Source organism: Achromobacter sp. 18P8.1.1, from assembly GCF_057799415.1.
Genome location: NZ_JBYOKH010000029.1, coordinates 66,937 through 84,906 on the forward strand (window position 1 = coordinate 66,937; position 17,970 = coordinate 84,906).

General features: G+C 66.0%; 18 protein-coding genes. 1 reads left to right on the plus strand and 17 read right to left on the minus strand.

What is annotated here, in order from left to right; translation table 11 throughout:
• Positions 1–281: 281 nt before the first annotated feature.
• The 17 genes from AC27VE_RS18875 to gabT all read right to left on the minus strand — a co-directional run bounded on the left by AC27VE_RS18875 (position 282) and on the right by gabT (position 17,018).
• On the minus strand, positions 282–761 hold the full coding sequence (locus AC27VE_RS18875; protein ID WP_427957045.1) for a thioesterase family protein: 480 nt from the start codon (positions 759–761) through the stop codon (positions 282–284).
• A 104-nt stretch (positions 762–865) separates the two neighbouring features.
• Positions 866–2,155, minus strand: coding sequence for a Glu/Leu/Phe/Val family dehydrogenase (locus AC27VE_RS18880; RefSeq protein ID WP_006223382.1), 1,290 nt, complete (start codon positions 2,153–2,155; stop codon positions 866–868).
• Between the two features lie 273 nt (positions 2,156–2,428).
• On the minus strand, positions 2,429–3,376 hold the full coding sequence (gene hutG / locus AC27VE_RS18885) for a formimidoylglutamase (RefSeq protein WP_488704684.1): 948 nt from the start codon (positions 3,374–3,376) through the stop codon (positions 2,429–2,431).
• A complete protein-coding gene (locus AC27VE_RS18890) occupies positions 3,373–4,161 on the minus strand; it encodes an amino acid ABC transporter ATP-binding protein (RefSeq protein WP_006223384.1) in 789 nt (262 codons plus the stop codon). Before AC27VE_RS18890 ends, hutG begins: the two co-directional genes overlap by 4 nt.
• Positions 4,158–4,826, minus strand: a complete 669-nt coding sequence (locus AC27VE_RS18895) for an amino acid ABC transporter permease (RefSeq protein WP_006223385.1) — start codon at positions 4,824–4,826, stop codon at positions 4,158–4,160. Before AC27VE_RS18895 ends, AC27VE_RS18890 begins: the two co-directional genes overlap by 4 nt.
• Positions 4,823–5,566, minus strand: coding sequence for a transporter substrate-binding domain-containing protein (locus tag AC27VE_RS18900; RefSeq protein WP_006223386.1), 744 nt, complete (start codon positions 5,564–5,566; stop codon positions 4,823–4,825). The genes AC27VE_RS18895 and AC27VE_RS18900 overlap by 4 nt, the downstream gene beginning before the upstream one ends.
• A gap of 110 nt (positions 5,567–5,676) precedes the next feature.
• Positions 5,677–6,417: an IclR family transcriptional regulator gene (locus AC27VE_RS18905; RefSeq protein WP_006223387.1), complete on the minus strand. Its 741-nt coding sequence runs from the start codon at positions 6,415–6,417 to the stop codon at positions 5,677–5,679.
• A 197-nt stretch (positions 6,418–6,614) separates the two neighbouring features.
• Positions 6,615–7,967, minus strand: coding sequence for an amidase (locus tag AC27VE_RS18910; RefSeq protein WP_488704685.1), 1,353 nt, complete (start codon positions 7,965–7,967; stop codon positions 6,615–6,617).
• Positions 7,968–8,017: 50 nt separating this feature from the next.
• Positions 8,018–8,749, minus strand: a complete 732-nt coding sequence (locus tag AC27VE_RS18915) for an ABC transporter ATP-binding protein (protein ID WP_488704686.1) — start codon at positions 8,747–8,749, stop codon at positions 8,018–8,020.
• Positions 8,746–9,507, minus strand: a complete 762-nt coding sequence (locus AC27VE_RS18920; protein ID WP_006223391.1) for an ABC transporter ATP-binding protein — start codon at positions 9,505–9,507, stop codon at positions 8,746–8,748. Before AC27VE_RS18920 ends, AC27VE_RS18915 begins: the two co-directional genes overlap by 4 nt.
• Positions 9,504–10,403, minus strand: a complete 900-nt coding sequence (locus tag AC27VE_RS18925) for a branched-chain amino acid ABC transporter permease (protein WP_006223392.1) — start codon at positions 10,401–10,403, stop codon at positions 9,504–9,506. The genes AC27VE_RS18920 and AC27VE_RS18925 overlap by 4 nt, the downstream gene beginning before the upstream one ends.
• Positions 10,404–10,407: 4 nt before the next feature.
• Positions 10,408–11,283 (minus strand): branched-chain amino acid ABC transporter permease, encoded by an 876-nt coding sequence (locus tag AC27VE_RS18930; RefSeq protein ID WP_488704687.1) that lies wholly within the window; start codon positions 11,281–11,283, stop codon positions 10,408–10,410.
• Between the two features lie 24 nt (positions 11,284–11,307).
• Positions 11,308–12,549 carry an ABC transporter substrate-binding protein gene (locus AC27VE_RS18935; protein ID WP_488704688.1) on the minus strand — a complete coding sequence of 414 codons (1,242 nt, stop codon included), beginning with the start codon at positions 12,547–12,549 and terminating at the stop codon, positions 11,308–11,310.
• A gap of 120 nt (positions 12,550–12,669) precedes the next feature.
• A complete protein-coding gene (locus AC27VE_RS18940) occupies positions 12,670–13,869 on the minus strand; it encodes a CaiB/BaiF CoA transferase family protein (RefSeq protein ID WP_488704689.1) in 1,200 nt (399 codons plus the stop codon).
• 28 nt (positions 13,870–13,897) lie between these two features.
• On the minus strand, positions 13,898–14,671 hold the full coding sequence (locus AC27VE_RS18945; RefSeq protein ID WP_488704690.1) for an enoyl-CoA hydratase/isomerase family protein: 774 nt from the start codon (positions 14,669–14,671) through the stop codon (positions 13,898–13,900).
• Positions 14,668–15,648 (minus strand): aminopeptidase, encoded by a 981-nt coding sequence (locus AC27VE_RS18950; protein WP_488704691.1) that lies wholly within the window; start codon positions 15,646–15,648, stop codon positions 14,668–14,670. Before AC27VE_RS18950 ends, AC27VE_RS18945 begins: the two co-directional genes overlap by 4 nt.
• A gap of 11 nt (positions 15,649–15,659) precedes the next feature.
• The gene (gene gabT / locus AC27VE_RS18955) at positions 15,660–17,018 is read right to left on the minus strand and encodes a 4-aminobutyrate--2-oxoglutarate transaminase (protein ID WP_488704692.1); all 1,359 of its coding nucleotides are present in this window, start codon (positions 17,016–17,018) and stop codon (positions 15,660–15,662) included.
• Positions 17,019–17,183: 165 nt separating this feature from the next.
• On the opposite strand from gabT, the gene AC27VE_RS18960 reads away from it, so the two are divergent.
• Positions 17,184–17,882, plus strand: coding sequence for a GntR family transcriptional regulator (locus AC27VE_RS18960; RefSeq protein WP_006223400.1), 699 nt, complete (start codon positions 17,184–17,186; stop codon positions 17,880–17,882).
• Positions 17,883–17,970: the final 88 nt, after the last annotated feature.

Genomic DNA, 17,970 nt, shown 5'->3' on the forward strand with positions numbered 1-17,970 from the left:
CCTTTGATTGAACATACATGCGCAGGTGGCTGGGTTTGCATGGCAAACGGCGTACGGCGCATGGCAGGAACGAATTCTAGGGACGCAATGTGTCAGTTTTCTAGACGCAAGGAAAACCCGTCCAAGATCTCGAAAAAAAGGCCAACTTGTAGTCTCAGCTCCACACCTGGGGCCAGTGTATGGCGCGGCCGCAAGGCTGTCATCGGGGTGTGTTAACAAGCAACATTCGGCGCGGATGCCGGCACGCCGCGCGGTAGGACGTGCGCACCGGGGCCGGATGCTTAGCGAGCCCCCTGCAGCGGCAGCAGCCGCCGATAGCCTTTGGGCAGGGGATGTTCGGCGTGTTCTGCCACCGTGCGCGCCAGCCGCGCTGCCAGCGCGTCCGGGAACGGCGTGGCGCGCCGCGTGTTCAGGTCGACGTGCAACGACAACTGCTCCATCGTGGCCGCCAGATAGCCGTCGCGCGTCTGCGTCAGCTCCATCAGGCAGAGCAGCCGCTTGTTGTCGGACTCAAGCAGGCGCACCTGCAGCGTCAGGGGATCCCCCTCCAGCACTTCGCGCAGGTAGGCCACGTGGACGTTCATCGTATAGATGCCGCAGCGCGTGGCCTCGGTATAGTCCAACCCGACACCCACCTGGCTGAGCAATTCGAATCCCACCCGGTCGAAGATGCCGACATAGTGGGCGGCGTTCAGATGGCCGTAGGCGTCGATCCAGGCGGGATCCACGGCAAGTGTCGTGGACGGCAAGTGTTGCGTCATGCGTATCTCCTGAAATGGAAATCGCCCCTTTCGGGGCGATTTCTGTTTTTGTCTCCCTCTACCTCCTCGACGAGTCGTTCAAGAACGCCTCGCCGATTCAGTCATCAAGGATACAGGCCGCGCACTTGGCGCGCTTGCAGGATCCGGGTGCAAGCCACGATGAACGCGGCAGTGCGCAACGTGACCTTGTGTTCCTTGGCCACTTGCGACACGGAGCCGTAGGCTTCGCGCATGATGCGTTCCAGGCGCTGGTTGATCTCTTCTTCGCTCCAGAAGAAGCTGGAGAAGTCCTGCACCCATTCAAAATAGGACACTGTCACGCCGCCGGCGTTGGCCAGCACGTCCGGCACCACGTAGACGCCGTGTTCGGCCAGGATGTCGTCCGCTTCCGGGGTGGTCGGGCCGTTGGCGCCTTCCACCACGACCTTCGCGCGCACCTTGGGCGCGTTCTCGGCGGTGATCTGGCTTTCCAGGGCAGCCGGGATCAGGAATTCGGTTTCCAGCGTCCAGAATTCGTCCTTGTCGAAAGCCTGGCCGCCCGAGAAGCCGCCCACGCCGCCGTGTTGCGACACGTGCGACAGCAGTTTGTGGACGTCCAGCCCTTCGGGGTTGTGCACCGTGCCGGTATGGTCCTGCGCGGCGATGACCTTCGCGCCGGCTTCATGGAACAGGCGGGCGGCGGTGCCGCCCACGTTGCCGAAGCCCTGCACGACCACGCGCGACTTCGAGACGTCGATATTCAGGTCGCGGGCGGCTTCGCACGCCACGACGAACACGCCGCGGCCGGTCGCTTCGACACGGCCCAGGCTGCCGCCCAGCGCGATCGGCTTGCCGGTGACCACACCGGTGGCGGTCGCGCCTTCGTTCATGGAATAGGTGTCCATCATCCAGGCCATGGTCTGGGCGTTGGTGCCCACGTCAGGCGCGGGGATGTCTTTGGACGGACCCACGATCACACCGATTTCGCTGGTGTAGCGGCGCGTCATGCGCTCGAGTTCGGATTGCGACAGGTTGCGCGGATCGACACGGATGCCGCCCTTGGCGCCGCCGTAGGGCAGGTTCACCGCCGCGTTCTTGACCGACATCCAGGCGGCCAGCGCCATCACTTCAGACAGGGTCACATCCTGGTGGAAACGCACGCCGCCCTTGCCCGGGCCGCGCGACACGTTGTGCTGCACGCGATAGCCCTCGAAGTGGGCGATCGTGCCATTGTCCAGTTCGATCGGCACATCGACGATCAGCGCGCGCTTCGGGCGCTTCAGGGTCTCGACCCACCGGCTCAGCGTGCCGAGGTACGGGGTGACCCGGTCGACTTGTTGCAGGTAATTACCCCAGGGGCCGAGGTCATCGGCATTCAGATAAGACGGCAAGGCATGGGTGGGAGTTTGAGACATGAGCATGATCTCCTGACAAAGTTGCGCCATTTTATCCACGAAAGTTATAGCGTCCCCATTTAAATTTAAAATATATTAAATAGGGACATATAGCTGTTGCGGATACCTTACGGGTCACACGCCCGGTCTTGGAACTGCCCCTATCCTAAGCTCCCGTTCCGCAAGCGTCCAGCTTGCCCGGCCGCCGCTTCGCCGACGCGGGGCCACCCGCGCCGGCACGCAAAAAGGGGCGACCTCCCTGAGGAAGCCGCCCCTTGATCCCCGCATCCGCCTTCAGGCCGACAGCAGTTGCCAAGCCAACCGGGCCGCCGCGCGGGCGCCGTGCCCGTCCACGTCGAAGCGCGGGCTGTACTCCGCCATATCGGCCAGCCGGAGCTTGCCGCTGGCTTTCACCCGCAGCACAATTTCCTCGATCACGGACATCGGCACCCCATAAGGCGCCGGGGCCGACACCCCGGGCATGACCGCCGCAGGCAGCACGTCCAGGTCGATCGTCAGGTAGACATGGCGCGCGCGCGCCAGCAAGGCGTCCACGTTGGCCAGGCGGGCTTCCAGATGGCGTTCCTGCATGTCGTGGTCTTCGACCCAGACCGCGCCGACCTCGGCCGCCCGGGCGTACAGCGCGGGCGTATTGGCCAGCCGCGACACGCCCAGGCAGGCGTATTGCAGCGCCTGGCCGCGCGTTTCGCAGTAGCGGGTGATCTGGTCGAACGGCGTGCCCGAACTGCCCGGACGGCCCGTGCGCAAGTCAAAGTGCGCGTCCAGATTCAGCACCAGCACGGGGTCCGTATCGCCACGGGCTTCCAACCAGCGCGCCAGGCCCTGGAAGCTGCCCCAGGCGATCTCGTGGCCGCCGCCCAGCACCAGCGGGCGGGCGCCCTGCCCCAACAGTTCCGCCACACGCAGGCCCAGGCGTTCCTGGGCGTCTTCCAGCTGGTCGCCGACGCACGCCACGTCGCCCGCGTCCAGCAGTCGCGTCAAGCCATGGGCAGGCAGACCCGCCAGGAACTTGCGGATGCCGGCCGGCCCTTCGGCCGCGCCGACACGCCCCTGGTTACGCGCCACCCCGGCGTCGCAGGCAAACCCCAACAGCACGGGCTCGCCCTTTTCGACCTGCCCCGCGGCGGCCTCGACGATATGCGCCAGGCGGCGCGTGTCGCCTTGCTCGGCGCTATCGTCCCGCGCCTTCCACACGCTTTTATCCAATTGCGGGGAAGTCATGCCGCCGCCCCCTGCCCTGCGCTCAGCACGGCTTGGAGGAATTCCCGGGTACGCGGTTCGCGCGGCTGGCTGAAGATCACCTCAGGCGGACCGGATTCCAGGATCACCCCGCCGTCCATCACGGCCACGACGTCGGCCACGTCGCGGGCGAAGCCCATTTCGTGCGTCACGACCATCATCGTCATGCCTTCGCGGGCCAGCAGCTTCATCACCTGCAGCACTTCGCCCACCAGCTCCGGGTCCAGCGCCGACGTGGGTTCATCGAACAACATGACCTTGGGCTGCATGGCCAGCGCCCGGGCGATCGCCACGCGCTGCTTCTGCCCGCCCGACAGGCTGGCCGGCATGGCGGCCGTCTTCTGCGACAGGCCGACCTTGCGCAGCAAGTCTTCCGCCAGTGCATTGGCCTCGTCGCGGCCCATCCCGCGCAGCTTGCGCGGACCGACCGTCACGTTCTCCAGCACCGACAGGTGGGGAAACAGGTTGAAGCCCTGGAAGACCATGCCCACCTGCATGCGCAACTGGTTCAGTTGCGCCTCCGGCAGCAGCTGGCCGTGGTCGAGCAAGGTCTGGCCGCAGATGTCCACGGTGCCGGCCTGCGCCACTTCCAAGCCGTTGCAGCAGCGCAGCAAGGTGCTTTTACCCGAACCGCTGGGACCGATCACGACCACCACCTGCGAAGGCAGCACGTCGAAATCGATGCCCCGCAGCACGGCGTGGTCGCCGTAAGACTTGTGCAGGCCGCGGATGCGGATCATTTCCTGCGGATTGCCGAACTGGTTCATTGCACCATCCCTCCGGCGCGCAGGCGTTGTTCCACCTTGCGCAAAATCACCATGGCGGCGGTCGTCAGGACCAGATAGATCAATGCCACCACCAGATAGGTTTCCAGCGAGCGATACGACACGCTGATGATCTTCTGCCCTTCATGCATCAGATCGTGAATGGTCAACAACGACACCAGCGCGGAATTCTTGATCAGCGCGATGAACTCATTGCCCAGCGGCGGGATCATGCGCACCACCGCCTGTGGCAGGATGATGATGCGCATGGCTTGGCCGGACGACATGCCCAACGAACGCGCCGCTTCCGTCTGACCGCGGTCGACCGACTGGATCGCGCCCCGCACGATTTCCGACACGTAGGCGCCGGAATACATGCCCAGGCCCAGCACGCCGCAGGCGAACGCCGGCAGCGTCACGCCGAACTGCGGCAGACCGAAGAACCAGATGAACAGCTGCACCAGCAACGGGGTGCCGCGAAAGAACAGCAGGTACGTGCTGCACAGGTGGTAGATAACCCGGCGCTGCGGGTTGAGCCGGCCGACGCCGACCAGCAGGCCGATGACGCAACCCAGCAGCAAGGCGCCGGCGGTCACCTCGACGGTGACCACCGCGCCGCGCAGTAGCGCGTCGAAGTCGGCGAAGACGGGAGAAAAATCCAGGTTCATTTCGCGGGCGCCTCGAACCACTTGGTCACGATGGCCTGATAGCTGCCGTCGCTCTTCAACTTCTGCAGCGCCGCGTTCAGCTCGCGCGTCAGTTCAGGCTTGTTCTTGGGCACGGCGATGCCGTAGTCCTCGGTGGTCACCTGGTCGTTCAGCACCGTCAGGCCCGTGGTGCTTTGCGCGAACAGCTTGGCGGCAGGCTTGCCCGTCACGGCGGCGTCGGCGCGGCCGATCTGCACCAGGTTGAACATTTCCTGGTTCTTTTCGACTTCCACGCGCTGCACGGCCGGGAAGTGGTCCTTCAGGTAGTTGACCGACTTCGTGCCGACCTGCACCGACACCTTGCGGCCGTCCAGGTCCTTCAGCGTCTTGATGGGGCTGTCCGTCTTGGTCAGCACCACCAGCCCGCCCGCGTAGTACGGGTCGGTGAAGTCCACGACCTTGCTGCGCTCGGGCGTGATGTAGATGGCGGACACGGCGATGTCGGCGCGGCCGGCCTGCAGGGCGGGAATCAGGCCCTTGAAGTCGATGTCGATCCACTCGACTTTCTTGCCCATGGCGCCTGCCAGCGCTTCGACCAGCTCGATGTCGAAACCGGTGCGCTTGCCGTCTTTGACAAACTCCATCGGCGGGAAGGTGGCGTCAGTGACGGCGCGGATGGTTTCCTGGGCGTGCGCGGGGCCGGCGCTCCAGGCCAGGCCCAGCGTCAGGGCGGCGGTCAGCAATGTGCGGCGAGTGGTCATGGTCAGTCCTATGGGAAAGGGGTACGGCGATGAATACGGCGGATGGGTACGGCGATGGTTGCGGTACAGCGTGGAATTCAAACTGGCGGGGCAAGCCGGAGCACGGCGGGTCAGTGCACCTTCAGGCGGTCGGAAATGCGGCGGGCGGCGCCGACGGTCAGGTCGATCAGCGCCCGGGGACGCTGGGCGGCCCGGGTGGACGGCGCCATCAAGGTGATGGAGGCCACGGCCTGGTTGGGACGCTGGAAGATGGGCACGCTGACGCCCCATACGCCGGCGTCGACTTCGCTATCGGTCACGGCGTAGCCTTGGGCCCGGATCGATTCCAGTTCGTCGGCCAGACGGGCCGCGTCCACGCCGGCTTCGGCAGCCAGATAGGCCAGCGCGGCCTGCAAGCGGGCTTGCGGCATGAAGGCCAGCAGGGATTTCGCGGAAGCGCCGCGCGCCAGCGGCAAGCCCCGGCCCTTGGTGAAGGAACAGCGCAGCGGGTGCTGGCTTTCCACCATGTCCAGACAGACGGCCTGGTCCTTGACGGCCACCAGCAGGCCGATGGTTTCACCGGACGCCGCGGCCAGCGCGGCCATGTCGGGTTGCGCCTCGTGAATCAGGAAAGACGACTGGTCAAAGCCCCAGGCCAGTTGGACGCACAGCGGCCCCGGTCCGTATTCGCCTTCGTGCTCGGCCACGAATCCCCAGCGCTTGAGCAACGCCACCTGCCGGTACAGCGTGCTTTGGGCCAGGCCGGTCTTCTCGGCCAACGCTGCGATCGTCAGCGTGCCATCGTGCCGGGCCAACGTGGCCAACACATAAAGGACACGGTCTGCGCCCGCCCCTACCGAGGGTTCCGACATCAAGATATAGCTCCAAGCGATGAGCGCTCAGATTATCAATTTCCGGCTATATCCTTGCTTTCGATTCCCGAATATTGAGAAACAACAGGGAAAACCCCGAATTCCTGGGCAAAAAAATGGCGCCGCAAGGCGCCAAACAGTCCGAAATTGCCGGCGAACCGCTTCGGACTGGTATCCGCTGCAGCCGGGATCTGCCCTCAAGCCTGATGGGCGGTCGACCCCAGGATGCGTTCGGCGCAACGGGCCCAATACAGCAGCCGGGCGTCTTCCTTGACGAAGCCCACCATCTGGAAGCCCAGCGGCAGGCCGTTGGGCCCGCGCGCCACCGGCAACGTGATGGACGGATTGTGCAGCAGCGACCAGATCCGGATGAACGCCGAACTACCGGTGCTGCTGGCAAGCGGGGCTTCGCCCAGCGTGGACGGCATGACGACCGTGTCGACGTCGCGCGCCACGTCGTAGAAGGCGCGGCGGCAGGCTTCCGCCGCGTCAAGCGCGCCGGCGTAATCGGCGGCCGACAGCCCCTCGCCCATCGTCAGGTAGTCGATCAGCCCCGGATCGCACAATGCCGCGTGGTCGCGCTTTAGCGCCGCGTACTCGCGCGCCAGGTCATAGGCCATGATCACGTCCTGCGCCTCGCCCATCGTGTCGAACGCCGCCGGCATGGCCAGTTCCGTCACCGTCACGCCAGCGGCGGACAAGGCCAGCAGGTTTGCCTCGAAGCGCTCGCGCATGCACGGCTCGGTATCAGCCCAGTCCTTGGGCCGCCACACGCCTGCCCGAAAGTCGCTGCGCACGGGCAGGCGCGGATCGTAGCGCGGGTCGCCCGTGAAGGCGCGCATGAACAGCGCCGCGTCGTCCACACTGCGGGAGATCGGGCCGATCACGTCCAGGACGCGCGAATACCGCCGGATGCCGACGTAGGGGATCGCATCCAGCGTGGGCTTGAACCCCACCGCGCCGCAAAAGGCGGACGGCCGCAGGATGGACCCCGCAGTCTGCGTGCCGATGGAGAGCGGCGTCATGAAGTCGGCGACGGCGGCGGCCGAGCCCGCAGAGGATGCGGCGGGCGTGCGGCTCAGGTCGTGCGGGTTGCGAGCGGGCCCGGGCAGCATGATGGCGTGCCGCGACACCGTGTTCTTGCCCAATACGTTAAAGCCCAGCGCATGCGCCTGCGTCACGACCGGCGCATCCGCATCGGGCTGACGCCCGGGAAAAATCTCCGGGTCGCCCAGTTCCGTCGGCATGTCGGCGGTGTCGATGGTGTCCTTGATGCCCAGCGGCACCCCGTCCAGCAATTGCCGCCGGCCATGGCGATCCCATTGCCGTGCGCGCGCCAGCGCGCGGTCGGCGTCGACCTGCACCCAGGCCTTGACGCCGGCGTTGCGTTCCTCGATGCGCTCCAGGCAGGCCCGGGCCCAGGCCTCGCAGGTCAGTCGGCCCTGCTCCAGCGCCGCCAGCCCCTCGGTGGCGGTCAAGGCGGCGGTGGCGCTGGGCGCGGGGCGGCGTACGGGGGACGCCGGGCGATCAATCGTGTCGGTAGCAGGCAAGATACGGCTCCAGAATGTCGATGAAGGATGCGGACGAGGACGGTGCCGCCTCAAACCGCCGGGCGGGCATTGGACGAATGGCCGCCCCGCCCGATGTACAGATCGCTCATGTGCTGATTGGCCAGCAGCGCCTGCCCGGTGTCGGTCAGCACGATCCGCCCCGAGTCCAGGATGTATCCCCGGTCGCTGAAGGCCAGCGCCTGGCGGGCACGCTGCTCGACCATCAACACGGCCACGCCGATCTGCGGCAAGCGGCGCACCTCGGCAAACACCTGCTCGGTCAGCGCCGGCGACAAAGCGGCCGACGGCTCGTCCAGCACCATGAGCCGGGGCGACGACATCAGCGCCCGCGCAAACGCCAACTGCTGGCGTTCGCCGCCGGACAGGTTTTCAGCATGCGTCTTGCGGCGTCCCGCAAGAGCCGGGAACAGCTCGAACATGTCCCGGATGCGCTGCTCGCGCCCCTGCACGTGCTCCACCACCTGCAGGTTCTCCAGCACGGTCAACGCGCCGAACACGTTGCGCACCTGGGGCACGTACGAGATGCCGATGCGCACGCGTTCCTCCACGGGCAGCGTCAGCAGGTCGCGGCCATCGAACGCCATCGTCCCCGCGATACGCGGCAAAAGCCCCATCACTGCCTTGACCAGCGTGGACTTGCCCGCGCCGTTGGTGCCGGCGATGGTGACGATCTCATTGGCGTCCACCGTCATGTCGATGCCGCTGACGATATCCACCTCGGCATAGCCGCCGGACAGGCCTTGCATGACGAGCAGACTCATATCACCCCTCCCATATAGGCTTCGCGCACGCGTTCGTTGGCCAGCACGCCATCCGGCGCGCCTTCGGCGATCACTCGCCCCCGGTCCATCACATACATGCGCGGCACGATCCGCGCCAGTTCGTCCAGGTTGTGCTCGATGATCGCCACCGTCAGACCGCGCTGGTTCAATTCGACGATGCGCGCCGACAACTCTTCGATCAGCACCGGATTGACGCCGGCAAACGGCTCGTCCAGCAGAATGCAGCGCGGCTCCAGCATCAGCAGCCGGCCGAGCTCCAGCAGCTTTTTCTGCCCGCCCGACAGCTTGCCGGCCGGCTCGTCCGCCACCCGCGACAAGTTCAGGAACGCCAGCAGCTCATGCACGCGCTCGGCGTTGCGCGCCTCTTCTCGGGCCACCTCGCGTCGCGCAAAGACCAGCGCCGCCAGCTTTTCGCCGCGCTGGTCGGGCGCGGCAGCCATCATGTTGTCAAAGACGGTCAGCTGGCTGAATTCGCGCGGCACCTGGAACGTGCGCGCCAGGCCGCGGCGCACGCGTTGATGCACGGCCACCCCGGTGATGTCCTCGTCCGCGAAGCGCACGCACCCGGAGGTTGGGGGGATGTACCCGGTAACGACCGAGAACAGCGTGCTCTTGCCCGCGCCGTTGGTGCCGATCACCCCGACCAGTTCGCCCTTGCGGACTTCCACCGAAACGTCGTCCAGCGCCTTAAAGCCGCCGAAGCTGGCGCTCAGCCCTTTGATCGAAAGTAGCGTCATGCCTTTCTCCTGCGAGTCGAGGTGTTGCCGAACAGGCCTTGCGGCCGGTACAGCACCACGCAGATGAGCGCGATGCCGATGATGCCGATGCGCACGCTGGCCATCTGCACCTCGGAAATGCCCCCGACGAAGTCGCGCACGAAGCGCGACCCTTCCAGGAAGCCGACCAGCAGCACGGTCCCGGCCACAACGCCGCTCAGGCGACCGACCCCACCCAGGATGATGGCGATCCAGATGTAGAAAGTGATCAGCGGCACGAACTGCTCGGGGCTGATGAACGTCAGGTAGTGCGCCTGGAACGCGCCCGCCAGCCCCGCCAGCCCCGCCCCCAGCATCAGCGAACGCGTCTTGAACTTGGCCGGGTCCTTGCCGAGCGCGCGCACGGCAACCTCGTTGTCGCGCACCGCCTCGATAACGCGGCCGAAGGGGCTGCGGATCACCAGGTGGATCAGCAGCAGCGCGCCGGCGTTGACCGCCAGCAGCAACAACATGATCCACAGGTCCACGGTCTGCGGCGACGCCCAGCCGGCGAACAGGCGCGGGATGCCGGGCAGGCCATGCATGCCGCGCGTCAGCCACTCCTCGGTCTGCAAGACCATGCGTACGGATTCCGAGAACCCCAAGGTCACGATGGCCAGGTAGTCGCTGCCCAGCCGCAACGCGATCATGCCCAGCGGATAGGCCGCCAGCGCGGCGAACGCAGCGGCCGCCGCCATGGATACCGGCACCGGCACGCCTTTCAGCGACAACAACGCCGACGTATACGCACCGATGGCGAAGAAACCGACGTGGCCGAAGTTGATCAGTCCGGTAAACCCGTAATGCAGCGACAGGCCGAAGGCCAGCAGCATGTAGATCAGGATACCGATGGCGATTGCAATCAGATAGGCTTCCATGATGTCACCTCGCCGCCATCGGCCGGCCGAAAATACCCTGGGGACGCAGCAGCAGCACGCACAGCAGCACCGCGAACGCAAAGACGATCTTGTAGGCCGGCCCCACCACCAGGCTGGCGACTTCCTGCGCAATGCTGAACACCATGATCCCGGCAATGGCGCCCAAGGGATTGCCGATGCCGCCCAGGATCACCGCCGCGAACATAGGCATCAGCAGTTCCCAGCCCAGCTCGGGAATCACCACCGCCTTGATGCCCAGCAGCACGCCGCCCAGGCCGCAGTAGGCCCCGGCAATGCTCCACAGCGTGACCATGACGCGCCGCCCGCGAATGCCGCTGGCTGCCGCCAGTTCGGGGTTGTCGGCCACCGCCCGCATGCGCCGGCCCGTCGGCGTCATGTGCATCAGGGCGAAGACCAGCGCCAGCGCTCCCACCGCGATGCCCACGATGTAGAGGTCGGTCGGCAGAATGCGCACGCCCCCGAAGTTCCACGCCCGCGTCAGCGGAAGATCGAAGGTGTATTGGTCTTGCCCGGCAAAAAACGTGATCGTGCTGCGCAACGCGAACGCGACGCCGATAGAGGCGATCAGGCGCGACACGTTCGAGCGGGACTCCAGCGGCCGGAACACCCAGGCATAGAAGAAAAGGCTGACGGCGGTCGTCGCCACGATAGCGGCCACGCCGCCCGCCAGCATGGATCCGCCGGCCAGCGCCTGGGTGAAAACGGCGGCGTAGGCCCCTAACGTCATGTAGTCGCCGCTGGCGGCGTTGGGAAAGCGGGCAATGCCGAACACCAGCGTAATCGCCAGTGCCGGCAACGCCAGCAGCATCCCGATCACAACGCCGTTGATCCCGGCGTTGATGACGGTGATTGCATCCATCTTATGTTCCCCTTGGATTGGCCGTCAGACCTTGCCGGCGATGACTTCGTTAAGCACCAGCTTGCCGTCACGGATGTCGAACACCCCGAAATCGGGCACGGTCTCGCCCTGCTTGCCGAAGTCCAGACGCGATGAGGCGCCGTCGTAGTCCACCGGCTTGCCGGCGCGTAACAGGGCCTGCCCCTGCGCGAAGCCGCTGACTTTCTCGCCGCCGCCTTCCGCCGTTACCGCACGGATCTTGCCGTTGATGGCCGCCACGTCCGCCGTGGCGCCTGCGGCCTCGATGGCCAGCGCCAGCGTGATCACCATGTCATAGGACTGGGACGCGAAGATGTCCGGCTCGCGCTTGGTGCGCTTGCGGAACTCGGCGGCAAAGCGTTTGTATGCCGCATGTTCGTGCGCGGCCACATTCGAGATCGAAATGATGCCCTCGGTCGCCTCTTTGCCCAATGCCTTGACCAAGTCTTCATTGGCGGTCCAGCCCGGCATGATGAATTTGCAGTCCTGGCCGGTCTGGAACCATTCCTTGAGGATGATGGTGGCGTCGGGCCGGTAGGCGCTCAGTGAAATCACATCGGGCTTGGACGCCAGCACCTTGTTCAGTTCGGTGCGGTAGGTGGTCTGGTTCGGCTCGTAGACGGTGAACGCACTGACGTCGCCGCCCTTCTCCCGCCAGGCGTCCCGGAAATAATTGGCCTGCCCGACGAAGGTGGAATTGTTGAACGCCATCACCGCCGGCCGCTTGAAGCCGCGCTGGCGTGCCACTTCGGCGAACGCGCGGCCGAACACGGCGTTGGACGCCTGGTACATCCAGGCGAGCCCCTGCTTGTTCTCGGTCAGCATCTCGGGCGCGCCGCAAGTGTTCATCGTGATGAGGCCCGCCGCGTTGGTGATCGGCATGGCGGCCAGCCCGACCGACGACGGCCAGATGCCCACCACCGCTTCAACCTTGTTGATCTCGATCAGTTTTTTCACGGCCAGTACCGCCGCATCGGGCTTGGTCTGGTCGTCTTCGGCGTACAGCTGTATCTGCCTGCCCGCCGCGCCGCCCGCTGCGTTGACTTCCGCAATGGCGATCTTGATGGCCTCCAGCATGGCGGGCCCGTATGGCCCGCCGACCCCGGTGATGGAATTGAGCGCGCCCAGCCGGAATGGCGGCGCTGCCTGGGCCTGCGCCCAGGCCAGGCCGGGCACCGCGCCGGAGGCGGCAAGCGCGGCGCTGGCCGCGAGGAAATCGCGTCGGGAAAAATGAGTGGGCTGCGTCATGAAGGTTCCTTGCGGCGTGAACATCGTTGTTCAACTTCGAATAGCCGCCGGCGTGCGCGACGCCGGCGTCCCCTTGTGGCTTGGATGCAACTTCGGTACTGCCTGCTGCGGGTGTACGGTCTACGCGATCACCCCCCGGGCGCGCATGCCCGCGATCCGGTCATCGGATACGCCGAAGCGCCGCAGCACGTCGTCGGTGTGCTGGCCCATCAGCGGCGCCGCCGTGCGCAAGGCGCCCGGCGTCCGCGAGAATTTGGTGGGGATGCCGATGGTCTTCATCGTGCCCAGCACGGGATGGTCCAGCTCCTGCACCATGCCGCGCGCCAGATAGTGAGGGTCTTGCATGGCCTGTCCGAAATCATTGATCGGCCCGCACGGCACCGAGGCCCGTTCGCAACGCGCGATCCATTCCGCGGCATCGGCGCGGGCGAACTCGGCTTCAAGGATGGGCTCCAGCTCGGCGATATGCGCCAGTCGGTCGGAGTTGGTCACGAAGCGCGGATCGGTAACCAGTTCGGGGCGCTCCAGCACGTCGGTGCACAGGCGCTCCCAGGTGCGCTGGTTGGCGGCCCCGATCATGATGAAGCCCATGCGGGTGCCGAACGCCTGATACGGCGCGGACACCCGGTGCCGGCTGCCCGTACCTTCCGGCACCGTGCCGTCGGCGAAGTAGGCGGCGGCCTCCCACACGAACCACGGCAGGCCACATTCCGCCAGCGCGATGTCGATGTGCTGGCCTTCGCCCGTCTTCATCTGGTGGATGCAGGCGGCCAGGATGGCGTAGACCGCCGTCAGCCCGGCGCCCACGTCGTAGATGGCGATGCCGGACTTCAATGGCCTACCCCCGGCCTCGCCGGTCATGCTCATGATGCCGCTCATGCCCTGCGCCACCAGGTCGAAACCGCCCTTGCCCGCGTAAGGCCCGGATTGGCCGTAACCGGAAATCGAGCAATACACCAGGCGCGGATTGATCCCCGAAAGCGTCTCATAATCCACGCCCAGCGACCGGGTCACGCCGACCCGGTAGTTCTCGACCACCACGTCGGCCCAGCGCGCCAGGTCGTACAGCACCTCACGCGCCTCGGGGTCCTTCAAGTTCAGCGCGATGCCCTGCTTGTTGCGGTTGATCTGCGCGAAGCACGTGGACTCCCCGTTCACATAGGGCCCCATCTCGCGGGAATCGTCGCCCGCGCCGGTCTTCTCGACCTTGATGACCTCGGCGCCCAGGTCGGCCAGCACCATCGTGCAATACGGGCCGGCCATGATCTGGGACAGATCCAGGATCTTGATGCCGGCCAGGGGGGATGCAGCTTGAGTCATGTCGGATCCGTCTTGGTTCGGTGGCCGTTCAGCGGCCGGTGAATGCGGGAACCTGCTTCTGCGCGAACGCCTCGCGGCCGTGCCGGTAATCTTCGGTGCCAAAGCACGCGTAGGCCTCGCGGCGCTCGGCATCGGTCAGCGGCCGACCGGCGCGTAGCTGGGCGGCGAAACGCTTGTGCCAGCGGTTCACCAGCGGCGCGGCAGCGGCAATGCGACGGGCCGTGGCATAAGCGTGTTCAAGCACCTGTCCATCGTCCACGACCCGGCTCAACAGGCCTTTGGACATGGCCTCGTCAGCGCCGAAGACATGGCCCTCCAGCAGGATCTCCAGCGCCCGGGTGGCGCCGATCACCGCGATCAGGTCCGCCAGTTCCTGGTGGTCGACAGTCAGGCCGATCCGGTTGACGGGGATCCCGTACCGGCTGCTCCGTCCGGCGATCCGGATGTCGCACAAGGCCGCCAGTTCCAGCCCGCCGCCCACGCATACGCCTTCAATGCAGGCCACCGTCGGGTGGCGCAGGTGCTTCAGCCTGTCCGTCATCGACAGCGTGAAGGCGGCATAGTCCGCCGCTTGCGCCGCGCCGTCGCGCTCGTCGCCAAAGCCCGCGATGTCGCTGCCCGCGCAAAACGCGCCGCCCGCGCCGCGCAGCACGACGCAGCGCACCCCGTCATCGGCGTCCAGCTCACCCATGAGGCGGCCGAATTCCCGGTACATGTCCAGCGTGAAGGCGTTGCGCTTGGCCGGGCGGTTCATCAGCACGGTTACCACGCCGTCCGGTTCGCGGCTCAGGTCGATGCTCATGCCGCTTCCTCCAGCCGAAGGTCGGTGCCTTGCAGCACTACCCGGCCGTCCAGCGTCAGCGTGGCGTCCGTGACGATGGTGTCGTAATGCGCCGCCGCCTTGACCGTGCCACCGATATAGGCGCTGGTGCCCAGCGCCAGCTGGATCGAGCCGTAGACGGATTCATCCGACAGCATCGTGCCGTCCAGTTGGCAGCGCGGGTTCATGCCTACACCCAGTTCACCCAGGTTGTAGACCAGCGGATCGTTGAAGCTGGCCAGCAGGTCGCGGAACTGGCGGGCCACTTCGCCCCCTTCGATCGCCACCGCCATCCCCTTCTCGATATGGATGCGCACCGGCTCGTCGCGGATCAGCGACACGCCGGGAATGCTGGCGTTCACCACGATCACGCCCTCGGCCGTTCCTTCCACCGGCGCCAGGCTGGACTCCAGGCAATACCCCGCCGAAATGTCCGTCGTATTCGCAAACCCGTGCAGCGCCCGGCCCCGGCGCCCGGCAATGCTCATCGTGACGTCGGTGCCCAGTTCGGTCGTCACCCGCGCCGTGTCCGCCCGCGTCAAGGCGTCCGCCAGGCCTTCGACCTGCGGACGCAAGGCATCGAAATCGGCCTCCCAACCTTCGGCCAAGAAGAAGTCAGGCTGATGCGATTCCGGCAGGACGATCACGCCGACGCCAGCGCGGGTCGCTTGCTGGCGCGCATCCGTATGCGCGGCATTGGCGCGGGTCAGCGCGATCACCAGGTCCGCGGCCTGCATGGCCTGGGCGACCACGGGGGACAATTGACGTCCATGCCGTGCGGACCCCGCGATCTGCAACAGGTTCAAGCCCGCGCCCGCTTCGTCCACGGCGATGGCCAAGGGCTCGACATTGTGGCCGGTGTACAGGTCGTACAGCACCAGCACTTCCATCCCGGGCCGGGCGGCGCCCAGTTGGCTGACCACTTTGCGGGCGTTCTTCAGTTTCAACAACGTGTGCATGCCAACCCCCTTTATGCCGCGTGTCGCGCGTGGTCATCAGCCGCTTGCTGGGCCTCTGCGACCGCGCGCTCAAGAATGTCCAGCCCGCGGGCGAGCTCGTCGTCCGTAATGCACAGGGGCGCCAGAAACCGGATGACGTTGCCGTGAAAGCCCGCTTTCACCAGGATCAGCCCGCCTTGATAGGCCGCCTGCACGATCTGTGCGGCCAGGTCGCCGGCCGCCTCGTGCCCCGTCTTGTCCCGGACCACTTCGAACGCCACCATGGCGCCCAGCCCGCGCACGTCGCCCACAATGCCGAAGCGCGAGGCCCACGCCGCAAAGCGTTCACGCACCCGCGCGCCCACGTCGCGGGCTCGGGCCGGATAGTCTTCGCGCCGCATGACCGCAATCGTCGCCAACGCCGCGGCGCAGGCCAGCGGATTGCCACCATAGGTACCGCCCAATCCGCCCACTTTGGGCGCGTCCATCAGGTCGGCGCGACCCACTAGCGCGGCAATGGGCAGCCCGCCCCCCATGGACTTGGCCAAGGTGTAAAGATCGGCCTCGATGCCGGCATGCCCGGTGGCGAACCATTCGCCGGTGCGGCAAAAGCCCGACTGGATCTCGTCGGCAATCAGCACGATGCCGTGCTGCGTGCAGTACGCCCGCAGCGCTTGCAGGAAGGCCGGCGGCGCGTCATGGAAGCCGCCTTCGCCCTGGATCGGTTCGATGATCACGGCCGCCAGTTGCTCGGGCGTGATCTCGGTTTCGACCAGCCTGCGGAACGCATCGAACGCCGCCTGGGCGCATTCCGCCTCGCTCAAGCCCGAGCGGTACCGCACGGGGAACGGCGCACGGTACACCTCCGGGGCAAAGGGGCCAAACCCGCTTTTATAGGCCGGCGCCTTGGCCGTCAGGGACAGCGCCATGTAGGTGCGCCCATGAAAGGCGCTTTCGAATGCCACCACCGCTTGCCGGCCCGTCGCGCGCCGCGCCACCTTGATCGCGTTTTCCACGGCTTCCGCGCCCGTCGTCTGCAGCATGGCCTTCTTGGGCCAGTTGCCGGGCACTAGATCGATCAGCGCTTCGGCCAATTCGATATAGCCCGGGTACATGACGATGTTGAAGCAGGTGTGCAGATAGCGTTCGGCCTGTGCCTGCACCGCCGCAACCACCTCGGGATGGGCGTGCCCCACGTTCAGGGTGCCGATGCCACCGGCGAAATCGATGAAGGCATTGCCATCCAGGTCGATCAGCGTCGCGCCCGCCGCACGTTCCGCAAATACCGGCGGGCCGTTGGCCACGCCCGCCGCCACGGCGGCATTGCGCCGCCCCAGGTAAGCCTGGCACTGCGGGCCAGGAAGTTGAGATGACTGCACGGCGTCTTTCATTGCCCTGGGCTCCTTGGATGCGTGGGTAAGCCGACGAAGTGAAGTCACTATATTCTTGTGCGTTTTATTGTGTCAACGACAATTTACAATTTAGCATTCTTGATTGTGCACAATCTTGAGTTCAAAATAATGCTATGCTTCCCGCGACTCAATCCAGGTGCCTACATGCCCACTAAACGCGCCAATCCCCCCTCTGACGCCGCCACGACAGAACAGCGCAAGGCGGCCTCGACCCACGAGGTCATCCGCGACCTGCGGGAACGCATTGCCTCGCAGGCTTTGCTGCCGGGCACCCGCGTGCCCGAAGAGGATCTGGCCCAGGCCTACGACATCCCGCGCGCCAAAGCGCGTGAAGTGCTGGCCACGCTGGAAGACCGCGCGCTGGTTGAACGGGTGCCCAATAAAGGCGCCGTCGTCGCCCTCGTCGATATGGAAACCACGTATCGGCTTTATCAAGTGCGCGAAGCGCTGGACGGCTTGGCCGTGCGGCTGGCGATCGCCAATGCCACGCCTGCCGATTGGGAGGCCATGCAGGCCCTGCTGGGCGAGCCCTTCGAACAAAGCCTGAAAAACGGCGACATCGAGGCCCACGTGGCCACGATCGAACAGTTTCGCAATCACGTCAAAGAACTGGCGGGCAACCCCGTGCTCAGCGACATGATCGAACGCATCTACGACCGCACCCGCGTGTCGATGCGTCGCGTGGCGTTGCTGCCGGGCCGTTCAGAGATGGGAATCAAGCAATACCGCGCCCTGCTGGACGCGATGGTTCGCGGCGACGCCGACGAAGCCGAGCGCTGCGTGCGCGAATTGAATGCCAGCGCCCGCGAGTACATCGAGCGCTACAAGAACTACGTGATTTAAGCGGCGCGGGCGGGAGGCCAGCCGTGGCTGACGCGCCCGGGCCAGGCGCCGCGCCTCAGGGCGAAGCCGGCGTGTCGTAGTTGTTCAG